The sequence below is a fragment of the Oscillospiraceae bacterium genome (assembly GCA_035353335.1).
Classification (GTDB): Bacteria; Bacillota; Clostridia; order Oscillospirales; family JAKOTC01; genus DAOPZJ01.
The window spans coordinates 1-16,443 of the sequence record DAOPZJ010000007.1; the positions used below are offsets into that span (position 1 = coordinate 1).

General features: G+C 49.5%; 16 protein-coding genes. 6 read left to right on the forward strand and 10 right to left on the reverse strand.

What is annotated here, in order from left to right; all coding sequences use genetic code 11:
- On the forward strand, positions 1 to 2,614 hold a 2,614-nt coding region (gene uvrA, locus PKH29_02725), incomplete at its 5' end, for an excinuclease ABC subunit UvrA (GenBank protein HNX13750.1).
- Positions 2,615 to 2,667: 53 nt separating this feature from the next.
- On the opposite strand, the gene PKH29_02730 is transcribed toward uvrA, so the two are convergent.
- The 4 genes from PKH29_02730 to PKH29_02745 all read right to left on the reverse strand — a co-directional run bounded on the left by PKH29_02730 (position 2,668) and on the right by PKH29_02745 (position 6,386).
- Entirely contained in the window at positions 2,668 to 3,153 is a 486-nt protein-coding gene (locus tag PKH29_02730) for a zinc ribbon domain-containing protein (protein HNX13751.1), read from the reverse strand.
- A gap of 422 nt (positions 3,154 to 3,575) precedes the next feature.
- On the reverse strand, positions 3,576 to 3,968 hold the full coding sequence (locus PKH29_02735; GenBank protein HNX13752.1) for a hypothetical protein: 393 nt from the start codon (positions 3,966 to 3,968) through the stop codon (positions 3,576 to 3,578).
- Positions 3,969 to 4,078: 110 nt separating this feature from the next.
- Positions 4,079 to 4,567, reverse strand: coding sequence for a DUF1003 domain-containing protein (locus PKH29_02740; GenBank protein ID HNX13753.1), 489 nt, complete (start codon positions 4,565 to 4,567; stop codon positions 4,079 to 4,081).
- A gap of 169 nt (positions 4,568 to 4,736) precedes the next feature.
- On the reverse strand, positions 4,737 to 6,386 hold the full coding sequence (locus tag PKH29_02745; GenBank protein ID HNX13754.1) for a hypothetical protein: 1,650 nt from the start codon (positions 6,384 to 6,386) through the stop codon (positions 4,737 to 4,739).
- Positions 6,387 to 6,747: 361 nt separating this feature from the next.
- Here PKH29_02745 and PKH29_02750 point away from each other — a divergent pair, with 361 nt between their 5' ends.
- The 3 genes from PKH29_02750 to PKH29_02760 all read left to right on the forward strand — a co-directional run bounded on the left by PKH29_02750 (position 6,748) and on the right by PKH29_02760 (position 7,911).
- Positions 6,748 to 6,975, forward strand: a complete 228-nt coding sequence (locus PKH29_02750) for an alpha/beta-type small acid-soluble spore protein (protein HNX13755.1) — start codon at positions 6,748 to 6,750, stop codon at positions 6,973 to 6,975.
- 367 nt (positions 6,976 to 7,342) lie between these two features.
- A complete protein-coding gene (locus PKH29_02755) occupies positions 7,343 to 7,528 on the forward strand; it encodes an alpha/beta-type small acid-soluble spore protein (protein HNX13756.1) in 186 nt (61 codons plus the stop codon).
- A 200-nt stretch (positions 7,529 to 7,728) separates the two neighbouring features.
- Entirely contained in the window at positions 7,729 to 7,911 is a 183-nt protein-coding gene (locus PKH29_02760) for an alpha/beta-type small acid-soluble spore protein (GenBank protein ID HNX13757.1), read from the forward strand.
- Positions 7,912 to 8,703: 792 nt separating this feature from the next.
- Here the strand turns inward: PKH29_02760 and rpsI are convergent.
- Positions 8,704 to 9,102 carry a 30S ribosomal protein S9 gene (gene rpsI, locus PKH29_02765; protein HNX13758.1) on the reverse strand — a complete coding sequence of 133 codons (399 nt, stop codon included), beginning with the start codon at positions 9,100 to 9,102 and terminating at the stop codon, positions 8,704 to 8,706.
- 13 nt (positions 9,103 to 9,115) lie between these two features.
- Positions 9,116 to 9,550 carry a 50S ribosomal protein L13 gene (rplM, locus tag PKH29_02770; GenBank protein HNX13759.1) on the reverse strand — a complete coding sequence of 145 codons (435 nt, stop codon included), beginning with the start codon at positions 9,548 to 9,550 and terminating at the stop codon, positions 9,116 to 9,118.
- Positions 9,551 to 9,908: 358 nt separating this feature from the next.
- Here rplM and rny point away from each other — a divergent pair, with 358 nt between their 5' ends.
- A complete protein-coding gene (rny, locus tag PKH29_02775; GenBank protein ID HNX13760.1) occupies positions 9,909 to 11,564 on the forward strand; it encodes a ribonuclease Y in 1,656 nt (551 codons plus the stop codon).
- 76 nt (positions 11,565 to 11,640) lie between these two features.
- On the opposite strand, the gene PKH29_02780 is transcribed toward rny, so the two are convergent.
- Genes PKH29_02780 through PKH29_02795 form a run of 4 tightly spaced genes read right to left on the reverse strand, consistent with a single transcriptional unit; the run spans position 11,641 to position 13,949 of the window.
- Positions 11,641 to 12,903 (reverse strand): radical SAM protein, encoded by a 1,263-nt coding sequence (locus PKH29_02780; protein ID HNX13761.1) that lies wholly within the window; start codon positions 12,901 to 12,903, stop codon positions 11,641 to 11,643.
- Positions 12,904 to 12,914: 11 nt separating this feature from the next.
- Positions 12,915 to 13,265, reverse strand: coding sequence for a hypothetical protein (locus PKH29_02785; GenBank protein ID HNX13762.1), 351 nt, complete (start codon positions 13,263 to 13,265; stop codon positions 12,915 to 12,917).
- Complete coding sequence (locus tag PKH29_02790; GenBank protein ID HNX13763.1) at positions 13,258 to 13,449, reverse strand: helix-turn-helix transcriptional regulator; 192 nt, start codon at positions 13,447 to 13,449, stop codon at positions 13,258 to 13,260. The genes PKH29_02785 and PKH29_02790 overlap by 8 nt, the downstream gene beginning before the upstream one ends.
- A 20-nt stretch (positions 13,450 to 13,469) precedes the next feature.
- Positions 13,470 to 13,949, reverse strand: coding sequence for a DUF2975 domain-containing protein (locus tag PKH29_02795; GenBank protein ID HNX13764.1), 480 nt, complete (start codon positions 13,947 to 13,949; stop codon positions 13,470 to 13,472).
- Positions 13,950 to 14,230: 281 nt separating this feature from the next.
- On the opposite strand from PKH29_02795, the gene PKH29_02800 reads away from it, so the two are divergent.
- On the forward strand, positions 14,231 to 16,441 hold the full coding sequence (locus PKH29_02800; GenBank protein ID HNX13765.1) for a glycoside hydrolase family 31 protein: 2,211 nt from the start codon (positions 14,231 to 14,233) through the stop codon (positions 16,439 to 16,441).
- Positions 16,442 to 16,443 lie beyond the last annotated feature (2 nt).

A 16,443-nucleotide genomic window follows, 5' to 3' on the forward strand; every position in this document is an offset into this window, starting at 1 on the left:
GGACAAGCCCGAGGTCGAACAGATCGACGGGCTCTCCCCGGCTATCTCGATTGACCAGAAGACCACGAGCAACAACCCGCGTTCCACGGTCGGCACGGTCACCGAGATCTACGACTATCTGCGTCTGCTCTATGCGCGCGTCGGTATTCCGCACTGCCCCATCTGCGGCGCTGTGATTAAGCGCCAGAGCGTTGACCAAATCGTCAACCGGATCATGGAGCTGCCGATCGGCACCAAGGTGCAGGTGCTTGCGCCGATTATCCGCGCCAAAAAGGGCGAACATATCAAAGAGCTGACGGGCGCTTCGCGCAGCGGTTTTGTCCGAGCACGCGTCGACGGCTCTATTTATGATCTTTCCGAAGAAATTTTCCTCGATAAAAATAAGAAACACACGATTGAAATCATCGTCGACCGCCTGATGATCAACGAGGAGGCAGAGGGTCGTCTCTCGGGCTCGGTCGAGACCGCCGCCGCGCTCTCCAAGGGCCTGGTCACGGTATTGTATGACGACGATCAGGAGATGTCGTTCTCTCAAAATTACGCCTGCCCCGAACACGATATCGACCTCGAGGAATTGACGCCGCGCGCATTTTCGTTTAATAATCCCTACGGAGCTTGTTCCAAATGTTCCGGTTTGGGCATCTTGATGAAAATCGATCCCGCCAAAGTCGTTCCGGCCCCGCTGCTCTCGATCAAGGAGGGTGCGATCCGCGCGGGCGGCTGGAATTACGATTCCGGCGGCATCTGCCAGATGTACTTCGAAGGGCTTGCGTCTCACTACGGCTTCTCGCTCGATGCACCTTATCACACACTTTCCGAAAAGGCCAAAGAAGTGCTGATGTACGGCACCAAGGGCGAAAAGATTCAGCTGCGCTATAACGGCGCGGGTGCGCATACCAGTTACATGCACGATTTCGAAGGCATCATCAACAACCTCAACCGTCGCTATTCCGAGACCACGAGCGATTATTCCAAAAAGGAAATTGAGTCGATGATGAGCAGCGAGGACTGTCCCGAATGCCGCGGCGACCGCCTGAAACCCGAAATTTTAGCCGTGACGGTCGGTGACAAGAACATCAGCGATTTGTGCAAGCTGCCGATCACCGACATGATCGCATTCTTCGATCATATCAAATTTTCAAAGACCGAACTCCTCATTGCCGAGCGCATTATCAAAGAGATTGAGACCCGTCTGGGCTTTTTGCGAGATGTGGGTTTAGAATATCTGACCTTAGCGCGTTCGGCCTCGACGCTTTCGGGCGGCGAGGGGCAGCGCATCCGGCTTGCGACCCAAGTCGGTTCGGGCCTGACCGGCGTGTTATATATTCTTGACGAACCGAGTATCGGCCTGCATCAGCGCGACAACGCCAAGCTGCTTGCAACACTCAAAGGACTACGTGATCTCGGCAACACGCTAATTGTGGTCGAGCATGACGAGGAGACTATGCGAGAAGCCGACACGATTGTCGATATCGGGCCGGGCGCGGGCATCCACGGCGGCGAAGTGCTCTATGTCGGCCCGCCGGAGGGACTGAAGGACTGCAAAAATTCCATCACTTCCGATTATCTGTTCGGGCGCAAAGCCATCGAAGTACCCTACCGCCGCCGTAAACCTACGGGTGCTTTAAAGATTTTCGGAGCAGCGGAAAACAACTTGAAAAACATCGATGTAACCATCCCGCTCGGCGTCATCACCTGTGTGACCGGCGTCTCGGGCAGCGGAAAATCGTCGTTAGTAAATGATATTTTATTCGCTTACCTCTCGCGCGAACTCAACGGCAGCAACGAGCGGCCCGGAAAATTTGAGCGGATTGAGGGCATCGAGCAACTCGATAAAGTTATCGATATCGACCAGTCGCCGATCGGCAGAACGCCTCGTTCCAACCCGGCGACTTATACCGGTCTATTCACCGATATCCGCGATTTGTTCACCCAGACACAGGATGCGAGGGCGCACGGCTTCGGTCCGGGACGGTTTTCGTTCAACGTGCGCGGCGGGCGCTGCGAAGCCTGTCAGGGCGACGGAATTATCAAAATCGAGATGCACTTTTTGCCCGACGTCTATGTTCCCTGCGAGGTCTGCGGCGGCAGGCGGTATAATAAAGAAACCCTTGAAGTGAAGTTCAAGGGCAAAAACATCTATGAGGTTTTGGAAATGACTGTTGACGAGGGCGTTGAGTTCTTTTCAAGCATTCCGAAAATCCACAAGAAACTGTCAGTTTTACAGGAAGTCGGCCTCGGCTACATCAAGCTCGGGCAGCCGGCGACGACCTTATCCGGCGGTGAGGCGCAGCGTGTCAAGCTCTCAGCGGAACTGGCGCGCCGTTCGACCGGAAAGACCGTCTACCTGCTCGACGAGCCGACCACCGGCCTGCACACCGCCGATGTCCACAAGCTCGTCGAAGTGCTGCAAAAGCTGGTCGCGGGCGGCAATACGATCATCGTGATCGAGCACAACCTCGACGTGATCAAAATCGCCGACCACCTCATCGACCTCGGACCCGAGGGCGGCGACAAGGGCGGCGAAATCGTGGTCTGCGGCACCCCCGAGCAGGTGATTAAGTGTGAGAAGTCCTATACGGGGCAGTATTTGAAGAGGGTTTTGAAGAAGTAAAGCGATGAATAGAGCTTCTGGATTTGTTGTTCGAAGCATTAATAACTGAGCGATTATTGATGCTTTTTTCTGATTTCGAATTCCGTCAGCAACGCAGTCGCTCTCGTGTGTTTCACAATACTCCCCAACGCACCGATTAATAATGAAAGGGCATGATAAATCAAATATTCGATAAAAGCAGCCATGCCGTATGTAATCAATCCGGTGAACAATACCAACACTTGAAACTCCGTTTTCGGGTCTCCGAAATAATCTGTTCCGACGACTACAAACGAATCGACGATTGATTTGATAATACCGAAAATGATAATAATCCAAAACAGAATCTTACCCCATTTTTCCAACCTTTCCGACCAAAAAACCAAGTTTTGCGTTAATTTATCGGGCTTAACGCAATCGTCGATCGTTGCGGGTGCCGAATCGGATGAAGAACTGTTCACAAAAGTCGGTTTTTCGCTAGGTAAACAGTATCCGCATTTGTTGCAAAACTTTTGAGTGTCATCCATGTTTTCCGTTCCGCAATTAGAGCAAATTTTCATTTAATAATCCTCCTATATTGCATTTTAACTACAATTATTAGCAAAGAATTCAATATTCCGTGGCCAAGACAGTTTACGGAATTAAGCCGAAAATCCACCCGAAAAGAAAAAAGAAACATATGAGGAATGGTATAACCAGTGTGAAAATGATAATAAAAATTTTCTCCCGGGTTGTTTTTAGCATCTCTTTTGAGATACCTTTTCCGCAATATCCGCAAAACTCGCTGTTGTCCGAATTTTCCTTTCTGCATTTTGGACAGATTTTCATTTGAATAACTCGCTTTCTATATATAGAATTTTACGAAACCGTCGAATACGGAGACAAAGGCGGCGAGATCGTCGCCTTCGTTTCAAAAAGCCACTTCTTACTTCTTTAAGAAATCGGCACAATGTTTCACAGCTTAACCATATAATGATGGTTATTATATCGACGAAATAAATTTTTCCTTTACACCTTTTTGACACCAACGACGAACATTCTTTCTTTCCCACTCGATTACCAGTCGCTCTCTCAAGTCCTCGAAAATATCCGTCTTTTCAAGTGAATATAAATTCCCACCGTTGGCTTCTTGATACCCATTATTTTTATAACAAGCAAAAAACCGTGCGGTGGTTCCCCTTTGCTCTCCGAAAAAAACCATCCAAAACTTTTCCGTCTTCTTGAAATTGCTTTTTTGTTCGGCAGTATATTTCATCATTGTCCCATCTTTATAATGATTACGAATGTGTTTCCAAGGATGCCGCATCAACAGAACATCGTTTTGGTCCAGCCCCTGCCTTTTGAACAAATCGCTGAGCATGATGTTGTTTGTCATTTTATAAAACACTCCTTATCAAATTGTGCTTTTATTCCCCACAATTTGCTATTTCCAGTATGATTTTACCATCTCAAATATAGAGTGTCAACATAAAATTTGACCGTTATTTACTTTTTCTCAATATGTTTTAAAATCCGCTCTTGATTTTGAATCAATAGGTCGATTTTCTCATGCAAATCACTCAAAATCAATTCGTTTTTCAAATTGACCTGATAATCATTTTCGGCACGGGCGCGGTCCTTTTGCTCCTGTCGGTTTTGGCTCATCATAATCAGCGGGGCTTGAATCGCAGCGATGCACGACAGCAGCAAGTTCAATAAAATGAACGGGTACGGGTCGAACGCTTTGAGATATAACAAGATGTTCAAAGTGATCCAGATAAAAAGTACCCCTAAAAAGCTGCCGATAAACAGCCAGCTGCCCACGAATTTTGCAACTGCATCCGCCGCCCGCTGTCCGAAAGTCCCCTTTTCCTCTTCGTCCCCGACATTCAACGAGACCTTGTTTGCCAGCAGCAGATGAATCAATTGCTCGTCGCCCAACTCTTTGTCGGCACTTTTCACCAGTTCCCGAATCAGTTTTTCTTTATTTTGCATGGTTTTATCCCCCCGAAGAGAATTCAGAATACGAAACCACCCCGGTGCTTCGCACCAGCCCCTCCACAGAGAGGAATTTTTTATATCATATTTTCACTTTAAATTTTACATTTTACACTTCACACTAAGCAGTACCGGCGGGCTTTTCAGCCCGCCGGTTTGTTTCATGTTATATCGTTTGATCCGTGCCGTATTTGACGGTTACGGTGCGGTTTTGCGGGGTCAGACCCGTCATCGCAATCGTGAACGCCTTGGCGTCGCCGGGGATAGAACCGCGCATGGTCTTGGCATAATGGTGGGTTCTGAAACCGCCGTCGACAATGAATTTGACATGATTTTCAAAGGTGTAAGACGCGTGCCCGTGATTTAAGAACACATAATCGCCCTCTCGGGTGAACATGTCGACGCTGTCGCTGGCTAAAACGCCGCCTGCGTCGAACATCAGTTCGAACTTAACCGGAATATTATCGCAGCCGCCCGCGGTCAATTCGATTTCGAGCTTTTTGTCGAACATCCGGATGTCAAACGCCACATCAAAGTCCTGCATGCAGACATCGGCGCGCTTGGTGTGATCCATCTCGCGCCAGTTTGCCGTGCCCTGCGGCACCTCCAACGGGCGCTTATATCCCCAGGTCTTGTGGTAGGTCAAGCGGTAGCCGCCGCCGATCGGGGTCAGGGTCTGCGGCACAAACTGGGCTAGCGGCCCGAAGAAGGAACCGGCAAACCGGAGGTACACGCGCTTATCGGCAAATTGCAATTTTGCGAACAGCGGGCGATCTTTGATCAATGTCAGTGTCGCATCGCCCTCGCGCTTTCTCAAAATGCCGCTTTCCACAAAGAGTTTTTCATATTCAAATGACGGCTTCAACGTCTTTTGCGCCAACATTTTCTGTTCGAGCGTGGAGTCCATTAAAAACGGAATCATCTGGCAGGCAACACCGGTCCTTTTTTGGATATGATCGGCCATCCAGGCAAACTCGGCGTTGCCCGTGATCAGCGCCATGCGCAGATAATTCTCGTAATAGCAGGAGAACGACGGTTCGGCGCCAAAGTCCTGGCGGGTCGAGTTCATGGTGTTGATGGTCTCGTCCGGCTCGATATATTTCAACACCATCATCAGGTTGCGGGTGATGTGATCGAACATCACGGGCATATTCAATTCTTTGCCGATGATGATCAGGGAATTGTTGCAGGCAATGTTATAAATACCCGCACTGCGTTCGGTGTATTCGCCGTTTTCATCGACGTCCATGCCCTCCGCGAGGAATTTTTTGAGATGAATCAGGCATTTTTCATCGCCCAAAATATTATAGCAGTAAGCCAATGCCGAACTGACAACCCAACGGTGATTGGGCGTATGGAAGCCGCAGTTGACCATGGCGCGTGCGCTGCGTTTTAAAAATTCGCGCATCATGTCGCCGACTTCTTCTTCGGCGTCGGTCTTATCGGTAAATTTCTGCAACAGCAGATATGCCGGCGCAAGCACCTGCACCGTAAACGCGTTGCTGGTGGAATCGTGGAAATTGGTCTCCATCAGGTCAATGGTGCCGTCGTCGTTGGTATGCGCAAGCGAATACGCCATTCCGATTTTCGCTCTGTGCAGAAGCTCGGAGTTTTTATACCATTTTGTGTGCGGGTTATAATAAGCGGTGACAAAGGTGATTGCGCAGCCGCAGCCCTCGCCCGGTTCGTTGAAGCCCTTGACAAAATTCGGGACTACTCCGAAACATTCGTTGTTGTCGTCAAGGCACTGCGCATCCAGCAGTTTCCCGACCGAAAACTCAAACTTAGGAAGGGACTCCCTGAAGTGATTTAACATATCATTCAAATTCCTTTCAAAAGTTTGAAATACTTTTTCAAACTTTTTCACCTAAAATTAGGTTTGACCAAAGTATATCACCCGTTTAAAAGGAAGTCAATTTAAATCGGGAAGAACAGGGGATAGTTTGAAAAAGCTGTGAAAGGGAGGAAGCAGAAAAAGACCTTATCTGCGTAAAGGCTCGCTGAAACAGGAAGTCTTACCATTTCCTAAAATATATACTGTTTTCCGGTCGATGAACAGGCAGAAATTCGTAATCGCAAAACCGTAAAATGCTTGAATAGTAACTCGGTAAACTGAAAAAATAAGAATGTGCTCAAACAGTCGCTTTGATTTTTTGAGCGCGAAGGGGGTTAATTATGTGAGCAGCAATAACAACAACGGCGGCGGTTATGGCAGCGGCGGCAACAAAGGCAGCTACGGTTATAGCGGCAAAAATGTCCGTACGAACTTGCGGCGTTTAAAGGATGAAACGTCAAAAGAGTTGGGCATTGACCTGAATGATATCGATACGCTTACTACGTACCAGGCCGGCATGGTCGGCGGCAATATGGTCCGGAAAATGATTGATATCGCAAAGAACTCCTAGATTCAATTGGATGAAATCGCGACCGCCTTCCGGCCGAAACGATTTATTAAAGCGGGACTTGCCGCGGTCAAAAAGCTGTTGGCGGGATTTTGCAAAAGGGAACGGGCAACGGCTCGTTCCCTTTTGCATAAAACTTTAAGACAAGTTGAGCAGAAAACAATCAGGAAAAGTTTTATAATTAATCATACGTGTCTGATTTTGTTTAGCGAAACGCTGTTTTAAAAAGGGAAAAGAGCTTGAAAAATCGTTTTTCTCCCTCTAAAACCGCTAATTACCAGAGTAAAGTTATCATCATGTGCAAAAATAAGACCGAGTTCGAAACCGCTTAACTGCGTTTCGAAACGTTAACAAAAGGGGGTTAAACAAAGTGAGTAACAGTAATCAATCGGGCTCAACTAAAAAAGTCCGTGATACACTGAACCGTTTCAAGACCGAAACGACTACCGAACTGGGTATTGACCTGTCCGATATCGACAATCTTCGTACTATCGATGCCGGCAGAGTCGGCGGTAATATGGTCCGGAAAATGATTAACATCGCTAAAAACTCTTAGTTTTTTGCGGCTGGCTAAATGCCGCCGTTAAATAATCGCTGGCGGCGTTATACAAGAGGGAACGGAATTTTATCCGTTCCCTTTTATAATAAATTAAACCGCAAATTTCCTGAGTAATGTCCCACTTGTGTGTAAAAATAAGTGTAAGCCCTTAACGGCTATTCCGCCTTTTGGGCAGTTCACGAAAGGGGTAAATCATAGTGAGTAGCAATTACACGAGTAACAGCAAGAGCGCGCGCGATACCTTGAACCGTTTCAAGATGGAATCGTCCAAGGAATTGGGCGTCGATCTTTCTAGTGTTGACACACTGACCACTGTCCAGGCCGGTTCGGTCGGCGGCAGAATGGTTCAGAAAATGATCAATATCGCTAAGAACTCTTAGGTAAAACTAAATGAGCTTGCAACGGCCTTCTGGTCGGCATCGAATCCGGAAGCGGGACTTGCCGCCGTCGCAAAAAGTTTTCTTAAGGGGCTGTTTGCAAAGCGGGCGGACTTTCGTCCGTTCGCTCTCAGAGAGCGGGCTTTCGCCCGTTCTCTTTTTGAGAGATTATACGAAGTTTTGCAAATTCATCTTCATAACCGAAGACCTCAAAGTCCTTCTGAATTTGCGCGTAATAATCACGCCGGTCGCCTTTATCGCTTCGATTGCAATGCGCGAGCGGGGCAAAACCGTTTGGCGGGCGACCATTTTTCCTCTCAAAAAAGAGATCTCCGTGTTCACGATTACAATCAACAAAATGCAATCAAGGGGAGATTTCGAACCGGCTGCCCCGATGAAACAGTTATCAGGAATTTCACAGGAAATCAGGAAAATCAACAGGGGTTTTGCAAAGTATTTATAAAATTACTCTGATGTATATAGGATAGGTAACAGTATATAAAATATAAATACTTTACAAAGTGATCCTCGAAATTCCTGATTTCCTGAAAATCCCCGACCCATAAAAACGATATTGAAAGGAAAAACAGCATGATTAAAAAACAACGTTCTGCAATTCCCGCATAAACCGGAGACGGCAGCACTTCAGCCCGGAAAATCAAAGAAGAATATTTTGCTTAATATGAACAGCGGTTTTCCCGTCATTGGGCGAAAGCCGGGCGGCGTGCTGCCGCGCCTGATCGGACAGATTAGAAACAAAAAGAGGGGACTTTTTTGTCCCCTCTTGTTTCGTTGTTATCTCTTTGAGAACTGAGGCGCGCGACGGGCCTTTTTGAGTCCGTACTTTTTGCGCTCGACCATTCTCGGGTCACGCGTGAGCAGACCGGCTTTTTTCAGCGTCAGGCGGAGGTTTTCGTCAAACTTCAGCAGTGCGCGCGAAATGCCGTGGCGGATGGCGCCCGCCTGGCCGGAGACACCGCCGCCGTCGACGTTGCAGACGATGTCGAACTTCGCGGTGGTCTCGGTCAGCACCAGCGGCTGGCGAACCAACAGCTTGAGGGTGTCAAGGCCGAAATAGTCGTCGATGGTACGGTCGTTGATCGTGATGTTGCCGCTGCCCGGATAGAGGCGGACTCTGGCAACCGAACTCTTTCTTCTGCCCGTGCCGTAAAAATAAGGAACTGTATCGTACATTTAGATGTCCTCCTTAATCCTGATACGCGAGGGTCTTGGGTTTCTGGGCTTCCTGTTTGTGGTCGGCGCCGGCATAGATCTTTAGGCGGGACAAACTGTTTCTGCCGATGGAATTGGACGGCAGCATGCGTTTGACTGCAAGATACATGGCTCTTTCGGGGTCATTTTCCATCATGGTCTTATACTGGATGGATTTGAGATGGCCGATGTAGCCGGTATGATAGCGGTAAAATTTCTTCTCGGTCTTGTTGCCGGTCAGAACTGCTTTGGCGGCGTTGATAATGATGATGTTATCGCCGCAGTCGACATGGGGTGTGAAGATGACCTTGTGCTTTCCGCGCAAAACAGCCGCTGCCTGAGCTGCAATTCTGCCCATCGGCTTTCCGGCTGCATCTATCACATACCACTCCCGGACGATTTCGTCGCCCTTTGGCATAAATGTGGACATAAATCAGATTCCTCCGTTATAATATCGCCTTTACAAATCCCCGATGGCGGGGCTTGCGTTTAGCCTGATTATTATAGTGCAGTAGAAACACGATGTCAAGGGTTTTTGGCGTATAACCGGAAACACGGTTTTGATAGTCGATTTATCTTCGTTTATATTATTTTAACTTGATTTATCTATGTCGGCATTTTTATGATTTTGTAAAAACCAAAGACCGACGCTTGACAGATGTGGCAAAGTGGTGTAAAATTTGTAAGAATTATTCGTGCTCTTCGGCTTCGAATCGTACGCATGTTTTTCAGCTGCGTTTTGTTTTCGGCGCCGGATGCGCGGGTTTGATATATAGGAGGTGCAGTTTTTGAAACTGTTTCGTGCCGTAATCGGCGCTTTACTGGACCAACAGCCCATTTGGGCGATCGTGATATGCGTAGTGGTGATTGTCCTGGCGCTGCTCGTCGGATATCTGATCTCCGAGAGTAAGCACAAGCGAGAAGAGGCCAAGAGGGCCGCTGCCCTTGAAGCGGCCAATATGCGTATTGCCGAAAGCGAAAGCAAGGCGGGCGAGATCATCCGCAACGCCAACAAAGAGGCCGCGAAGCTTCAAAACGAAGCTCTTCGCAATGCCGAAAGCCGCAAAAAAGAAATGATGATCGAGGCCAAGGATGAGATTTTCAAGCTCCGCTCCGAGGCCGATAAAGAACTCAAAGAACGCCGTAAGGAAGTACAGTTCTCCGAACAGCGTCTGCTTCAAAAGGAAGAAGCCCTCGACCGGAAACTCGAGAATGTCGATAAAAAGGAAGAGGCTCTGAACGACAAGATCAAGCTCGCAGAGAATAAAAACGCAGAAGCCGAAAAACTCCGTCTGGATCAGCAGAAACTGCTTGAGGAGATAGCGGGTTATACATCCGAACAAGCCAAGAAATATCTGCTCGATTTGGTGGACGCGGAACTTGTTCATGACAAGGCGCTGCGGCTGAAGGCCTATGAAAACAATCTGAAAGAGGAGTCGGAATCCGCCGCGAAGGAGATTCTGACCACCGCGATTCAGCGTTATGCCGCCGAACATGTCTCCGAGGTCACGGTTTCGGTGGTTCCGCTGCCGAATGACGAGATGAAGGGCCGCATCATCGGCCGCGAAGGCCGCAACATCCGCACCATCGAGACGATGACGGGCGTCGATCTGATCATCGACGACACGCCCGAAGCCATCACGATTTCATCCTTCGACCCGGTACGCCGCGAGATCGCAAGGCAGTCGCTTGAAAAGCTCGTCTGCGACGGGCGCATCCATCCGGCCCGTATCGAGGAGATCGTCGAAAAGACCCGCAATGAGGTTGAAGCCACGATCAAAGAAGCCGGCGAACGCGCCGCGCTCTCGGTCGGCATCCACGGCATCAACCCCGATCTGGTCAAAGTGCTCGGTCGTCTGCGCTACCGCACAAGCTACGGGCAGAATGCCCTTGAACATTCCACCGAAGTCGCGTTTATTGCCGGACTCATGGCCGCCGAAATCGGCGTCGATCCGGTCATGGCACGCCGCGCGGGACTGCTCCATGACATCGGCAAAGCCATTGACCACGAGACCGAGGGTTCCCATGTGACCATCGGCGCGGAGCTGGCCAGAAAATACCGCGAGAACGAGATCGTCATCAACTCGATCGAATCCCACCACGGCGACGTGGAACCGACCGGCATCATCTCGGTGTTGGTCGCCGCAGCCGACGCGGTTTCGGCCGCGAGACCGGGCGCGCGCCGCGAGAATATCCAGACCTACATCAAGCGGCTTGAACAGCTCGAGAACATCGCCAACAGTTTTGAGGGCGTTGATAAGTCCTTTGCCATGCAGGCGGGCCGCGAGATCCGCATCATGGTTAAACCCGATATTGTGAACGACGACGTAATCACCGTGATGGCGCACGACATCGTCAAACGCATTGAGGACGAGATGGATTATCCGGGTCAGATCAAAGTGCATGTCATCCGCGAAAACCGCGCGATTGAGTTCGCGAAATAAATCATTGAATTGTAAGAGCGGGGAGCCGTTATGACTCCCCGCTCTTTCTTTTGTTTATTTGTTAAATCTTTCACCTTTATGTTCGGCGTATCCCGAGCCGATAACCGAGGTTTATGAAAAAATTGGATAATATTTTTGTTTTTGAAACACGCGTCCTTCGAATGAAGGAACGTAAAGAAAAGAACTGCCGCCGGAAACGAAGATAGCCGTCAAAAAGTGCGCGGGCGGTCATATTTTTCGGCTCAAACGCCACCGCTGTCTTGCTGTCGTATTTACTCCAATCAGTGTCGAGCAGCCGCCCTTCGCTTTTGAATTGCTCGTGAATCGGCGTTTTCGGAAACGGCGTCAAAATACTCACGGTTGCGCCGTCAATACCGAGCGCCTCACAAGCGGTGAGCGTTTCGTCAAATACGGTTTTGGTATCGCTGTCAAAGCCGAACACGATGCCCGATTGAATCATGATCCCGTGGCGGTGAATTTTATCGATCAACGGTTTGTAGTCCTGTACACGATTTACGCCTTTTCCCGCATCGGAAAGCGACTGCTGCGAAAAAGATTCCAATCCGATAAATAAATAAGTGCATCCGGCGGCTTTTGCGAGGGACAGCAATTCCTCGTCCGCGCAGTCGCGCAGAGTCGCCTGCGCCGCCCATCGGCGTTTTAACGGCGCGATAACGCAGAGCAGTTCTTTGGCATAATCGGCGTCGGCGAACAGATTGTCATCCCAGAACACAAAGAATCGGGAAGGCAGCCGCCGAATTTCTTCAACCACTTCGGTAACGGGGCGTATCCGGAAACAGTCGTGATAGATCTGTTTGAGGTTGCAGTAGCGGCAATGATAAGGACAGCCGCGCGTGGCGAATACCGCGCCTTTCATCGTGCGGCTGCGTTTGAGCAGATCCCAGCGCGGAAAAGGCAAATGATGCAGCTTCGGCGGTTGTTCGGAGCGATAAACGCTTTTTGCCGTACCGTTTTGAAAATCATGCAGAAACTCCGGCCATGTCGCCTCGCTTTCGCCGACGAGCAGGTGGTCGCAGTGCTGCGCCGCTTCCTCCGGTAAAAGCGTTGCATGGGGGCCGCCCATTACAACTTTTACGCCGCGCTGCCGGAATTGCCGGCTGATTTCATAACAATGCGGGGCGTTCGGCGTATTGACGGTGATCGCAACGAGGTCAAAAGGCCGGTGATACGGGATTTTGCCGCAATATTCGTCTATAAGGGTGATCTGAAAAAAGCGTTCGTCGACGTAAGCCGCGAGATAAGGAATTGTGATCTGTGAAAAATTATTGAACTGAAGCCGCCGGAAACGGTTGATGTTCCGGTTTTCCGGTTGAATCATCAGAAGTTTGATCATGAGTTGAAGAAAAACGAATTGGCCACCCCCAAGATAACTACGCCGATGTTAAACAATGCAAGCGCAGCGCAGATAAAACCGGGCAAAAAGATGAGAATAAAATCTCTTGTTTTATGGGCGCTTTTTTGAAGAGTATTGAAGAAGTATACCGCGAAGCATGCCGCAAGCATGGGGATGGTTCCGAACGAAAGCCAAATAAATGCTAACTCTTTTTGAGTAAACGGAATCATCGCATCTGGATTTACCGGTGCTGAAGCACCGAACAGCGCGAAAGCTCCAAGAACCAGAACGATTGCCGCGCCTATGCCGTAGACGATATCACTGATGATTTTTACGGTTTTATTCATTGTTGTCTCCCTTTCTGTACTCTAAAATATCGCCCGGTTGGCAGTCGAGCGCCTCGCACAACTTATCCAGCGTCGACATTTTCAACGCCTTAATCTTTCCGTTTTTGAGCATGGACACATTCGCCATCGTGAAGCCCACCCGCTCCGCGAGTTCGGTGACGCTCATTTTCCGTTTGGCGAGCATGACGTCCACATTGATGATGATCACAGCGTTCCCTCGCTTTCCTCCTGCAGGACGGCGGCTTTGGTCAAGTAGCGCGACAGCACCGCCGCAAGCAGCGCGAGTCCGACCGCAAAAACCGCGCCGATCAGGGAAAACAATAGCACACCGGGATGGCTCATGCCCAAAAAGAATAGAACGATATTACCGACAAACAAAAACATGATGTCGGATAAGAGTAAAATTGAGCCGCTTTTCACCCATCCGGCTGTCCGAACGGTGAAAACCGTCTCCGCTATTACCGCGCCAGACACTTTCCAAACCAAGACGAGAATGGTAAAACAGGGCAGTGAAAACAGCCAAGCGAAGATTAACCACGGCCAGAACCAGGAACTCGTCTCGGGATTGGCTGCAATGGCGTTTTTTCCCATAAAGGGAATGACGAAGGCACAAAGGAAAAGACCGCAGAAAGCGGCGGCGAAAACGGAAATACGCATCAGATTTCCGAAAAATTTTGAGGACATATGAAAAGCTCCTTTCTAAAGTTGCTTATATCATAACACGTCTGTGCTTAAATATCAATAATAAATTATCGTAATATGATAATTTAATATCATAACGGGATAACATACAGAAGAGCAGTAATGCTTCATGGCAGCGAAACATTAGTAAAAAATAATTAAGACGATTTTTATATTAACAACAAAGGATGCCGTACAGGAAGGTCAATTTTTGTCGGAAAAACGTTGATTTTCAAATCGGGGTATGATAGGATGGTTACAATTCAGTTAAGAGGTGAACGGGTTTGATTTTTACGGATTTTTCACTGGGCGATAAAACGCTGCGTTTGAGCGTATATGCGGATAATATTATTAGGGTACGCGTATCGAAGAGCTTTGAGCTGTCTCTGTTCGAGCGTTACAGAGTTTTTAAAGAGCCGGAGGAGACCGGAGAGAAGACGGCGAACGGCGTGCGCACCGGACGGCTTGGTGTCTCTTTCGACGGCATCGGAATTGTGATTACAAACGACGGCATTCGCGCACGAACGAATGCCGAAAAGAGCCGCCGGATGGATTTTTCAAGGGATATCGCGGCGGACAGCAAGTGGTACAACGAAAAATGCAACCGCTTCCGGCCCGATATCAAGCGCATTTTGGGTGACGAGGCCAAACGCACGATCAACACGGTCGATTTTGAAAAGGACCCGAAATGCCTGACGATGGCGGCGCTGCCGGGTGAAAAATTTTACGGGCTCGGTACCGGCAACTGCGAGGATTTGATTTTAAACGGAAGAACCTATTTGCAGCGGGTGATCTATGCGACCTGCGAGGTTCCGATTCCGTTTTTGATGAGCGAAAATATCGGCGTGTTGTGCGCCTCTACTTTCTGGCACGGCATCGATGTGTGCAGCCGGAAAGAAAATGAAATCGGCTGGTTTTTACCCGATGGGGAGATCGATTTTTACATCTTCGGCGGAAATTCGCTGAAAGAAAATTTGCGGCTGTTCACGCGGCTGACGGGCCGTTCCGCGCTGCTGCCGAAATGGGCCTACGGGTTGACATTCATCGACCAGTATAAAGCCGACCAATTTGAAGTGATGCGCAACGCGGCGGATTTCCGCAAGAAGAAGTTGCCCTGCGACATGATCAGTTTAGAGCCGGGTTGGATGGAAAACGAATATGACTTTTCTACCAAAAAAAAGTGGAATACCGAAAAGTTTTATATCGCCGACTGGATGCGGCACGAAGAGCCCGGAAAGCAGATGTTTACGGCAGCATTAAAGCGGTACGGGTTCAAACTGGCGCTGTGGTTATGCTGCCACCACGATTTCACCGCGGATGAGGAAAACCGCGCGGGGAATCCTACCGACTTCGGCATCGAGCCGTGGTATCTGCACCTGCGCCAGTTTGTCAACGACGGGGCGGCGGCTTTCAAGATGGATCCCTGTCAGGTCGTGGACGGCGCAAACGAACAACGTGTTTATGCCAACGGGCGCGGCGAGCCGGAGATGCACAACCTCATGCAGACGCTGTATCAAAAGCAGATGTATTACGGCATCAGCGAGCACACCAAAAAAAGACCGATGCACCATTTCTGCGGCGGCTACACCGGTACGGCTCAATACGGTGCGACGACTACCGGCGACAGCGGCGGCGGGCACAAGACCATGGTCTGGGTTTTGAATTGCGGGCTCACCGGTCTTTCGAACATCACCTGTGATATGGACATCTTTTCGCCGCAGACATTGCATTACTGCTTTTTCACGGCGTGGTGCCAACTCAACAGCTGGTCGGGTTTCCGTCAGCCTTGGTGGGCGGGTGATGACAATGAGGAATGTTTTACGTTCTATGACCGCAACCGGTATGCGCTGCTGCCCTATATCTATTCGGCGGCGATTGAATCCCATCTGACCGGAGTGCCGGTCGTGCGAGCAATGCCGTTGGAATATACCGATAAAGAAGTTGAAAACACGGTAATGCAATTTATGTTCGGCAGCGAGTTATTGGTTGGCGCATTCACGGATAGAGTCTGGCTGCCGAGAAACGAGGTCTGGATCGACTTCTGGAGCGGCAAGGAATATGAAGGCGGGCAGTGGGTTGAGGGCACGACACCCGAAAACCGCGGCGGACCGCTGTTTATCAAGGGAGGTGCTATCCTTCCGACACAGCCCGAGCGGCAGTTCACCTCCTGCGCCGACGAGCCGTTGTTAAATTTGAAAATATACCCGTGCAAATCAAGCGAATACACGCTTTGGGAAGACGACGGGCTGTCGCTTTCCGAGGCGAAGGCAAAAACGGTGTTCACCGTGGAGACCGATAAAAAGACAGTAAAAATAAAACTTGGGCCGAGAACCGGTTCTTTCGAGGGCATGTGTATTCGGATGTACAACCTTTCGGTTCGCTGCGACTGCCCGAAAGAGGTTGTAATCGGAGGAAAGCCGCAGAGTTTTACCTGTGACGGAGGATTTGTTAAATTTGCCGCGCACGACGGGGACGAAGTCATCATCAAACTGTAGAG

Excerpts from the sequence above, each read along its gene's own strand:
- PKH29_02730 (HNX13751.1), bottom strand. The coding sequence starts at position 3,153 with ATGAAAATTTGCTCTAATTGCGGAACGGAAAACATGGATGACACTCAA.
- PKH29_02735 (HNX13752.1), bottom strand. The coding sequence starts at position 3,968 with ATGACAAACAACATCATGCTCAGCGATTTGTTCAAAAGGCAGGGGCTG.
- PKH29_02740 (HNX13753.1), bottom strand. The coding sequence starts at position 4,567 with ATGCAAAATAAAGAAAAACTGATTCGGGAACTGGTGAAAAGTGCCGAC.
- PKH29_02745 (HNX13754.1), bottom strand. The coding sequence starts at position 6,386 with ATGTTAAATCACTTCAGGGAGTCCCTTCCTAAGTTTGAGTTTTCGGTC.
- rpsI (HNX13758.1), bottom strand. The coding sequence starts at position 9,102 with ATGTACGATACAGTTCCTTATTTTTACGGCACGGGCAGAAGAAAGAGT.
- rplM (HNX13759.1), bottom strand. The coding sequence starts at position 9,550 with ATGTCCACATTTATGCCAAAGGGCGACGAAATCGTCCGGGAGTGGTAT.
- PKH29_02780 (HNX13761.1), bottom strand. The coding sequence starts at position 12,903 with ATGATTCAACCGGAAAACCGGAACATCAACCGTTTCCGGCGGCTTCAG.
- PKH29_02785 (HNX13762.1), bottom strand. The coding sequence starts at position 13,265 with ATGAATAAAACCGTAAAAATCATCAGTGATATCGTCTACGGCATAGGC.
- PKH29_02790 (HNX13763.1), bottom strand. The coding sequence starts at position 13,449 with ATGCTCGCCAAACGGAAAATGAGCGTCACCGAACTCGCGGAGCGGGTG.
- PKH29_02795 (HNX13764.1), bottom strand. The coding sequence starts at position 13,949 with ATGTCCTCAAAATTTTTCGGAAATCTGATGCGTATTTCCGTTTTCGCC.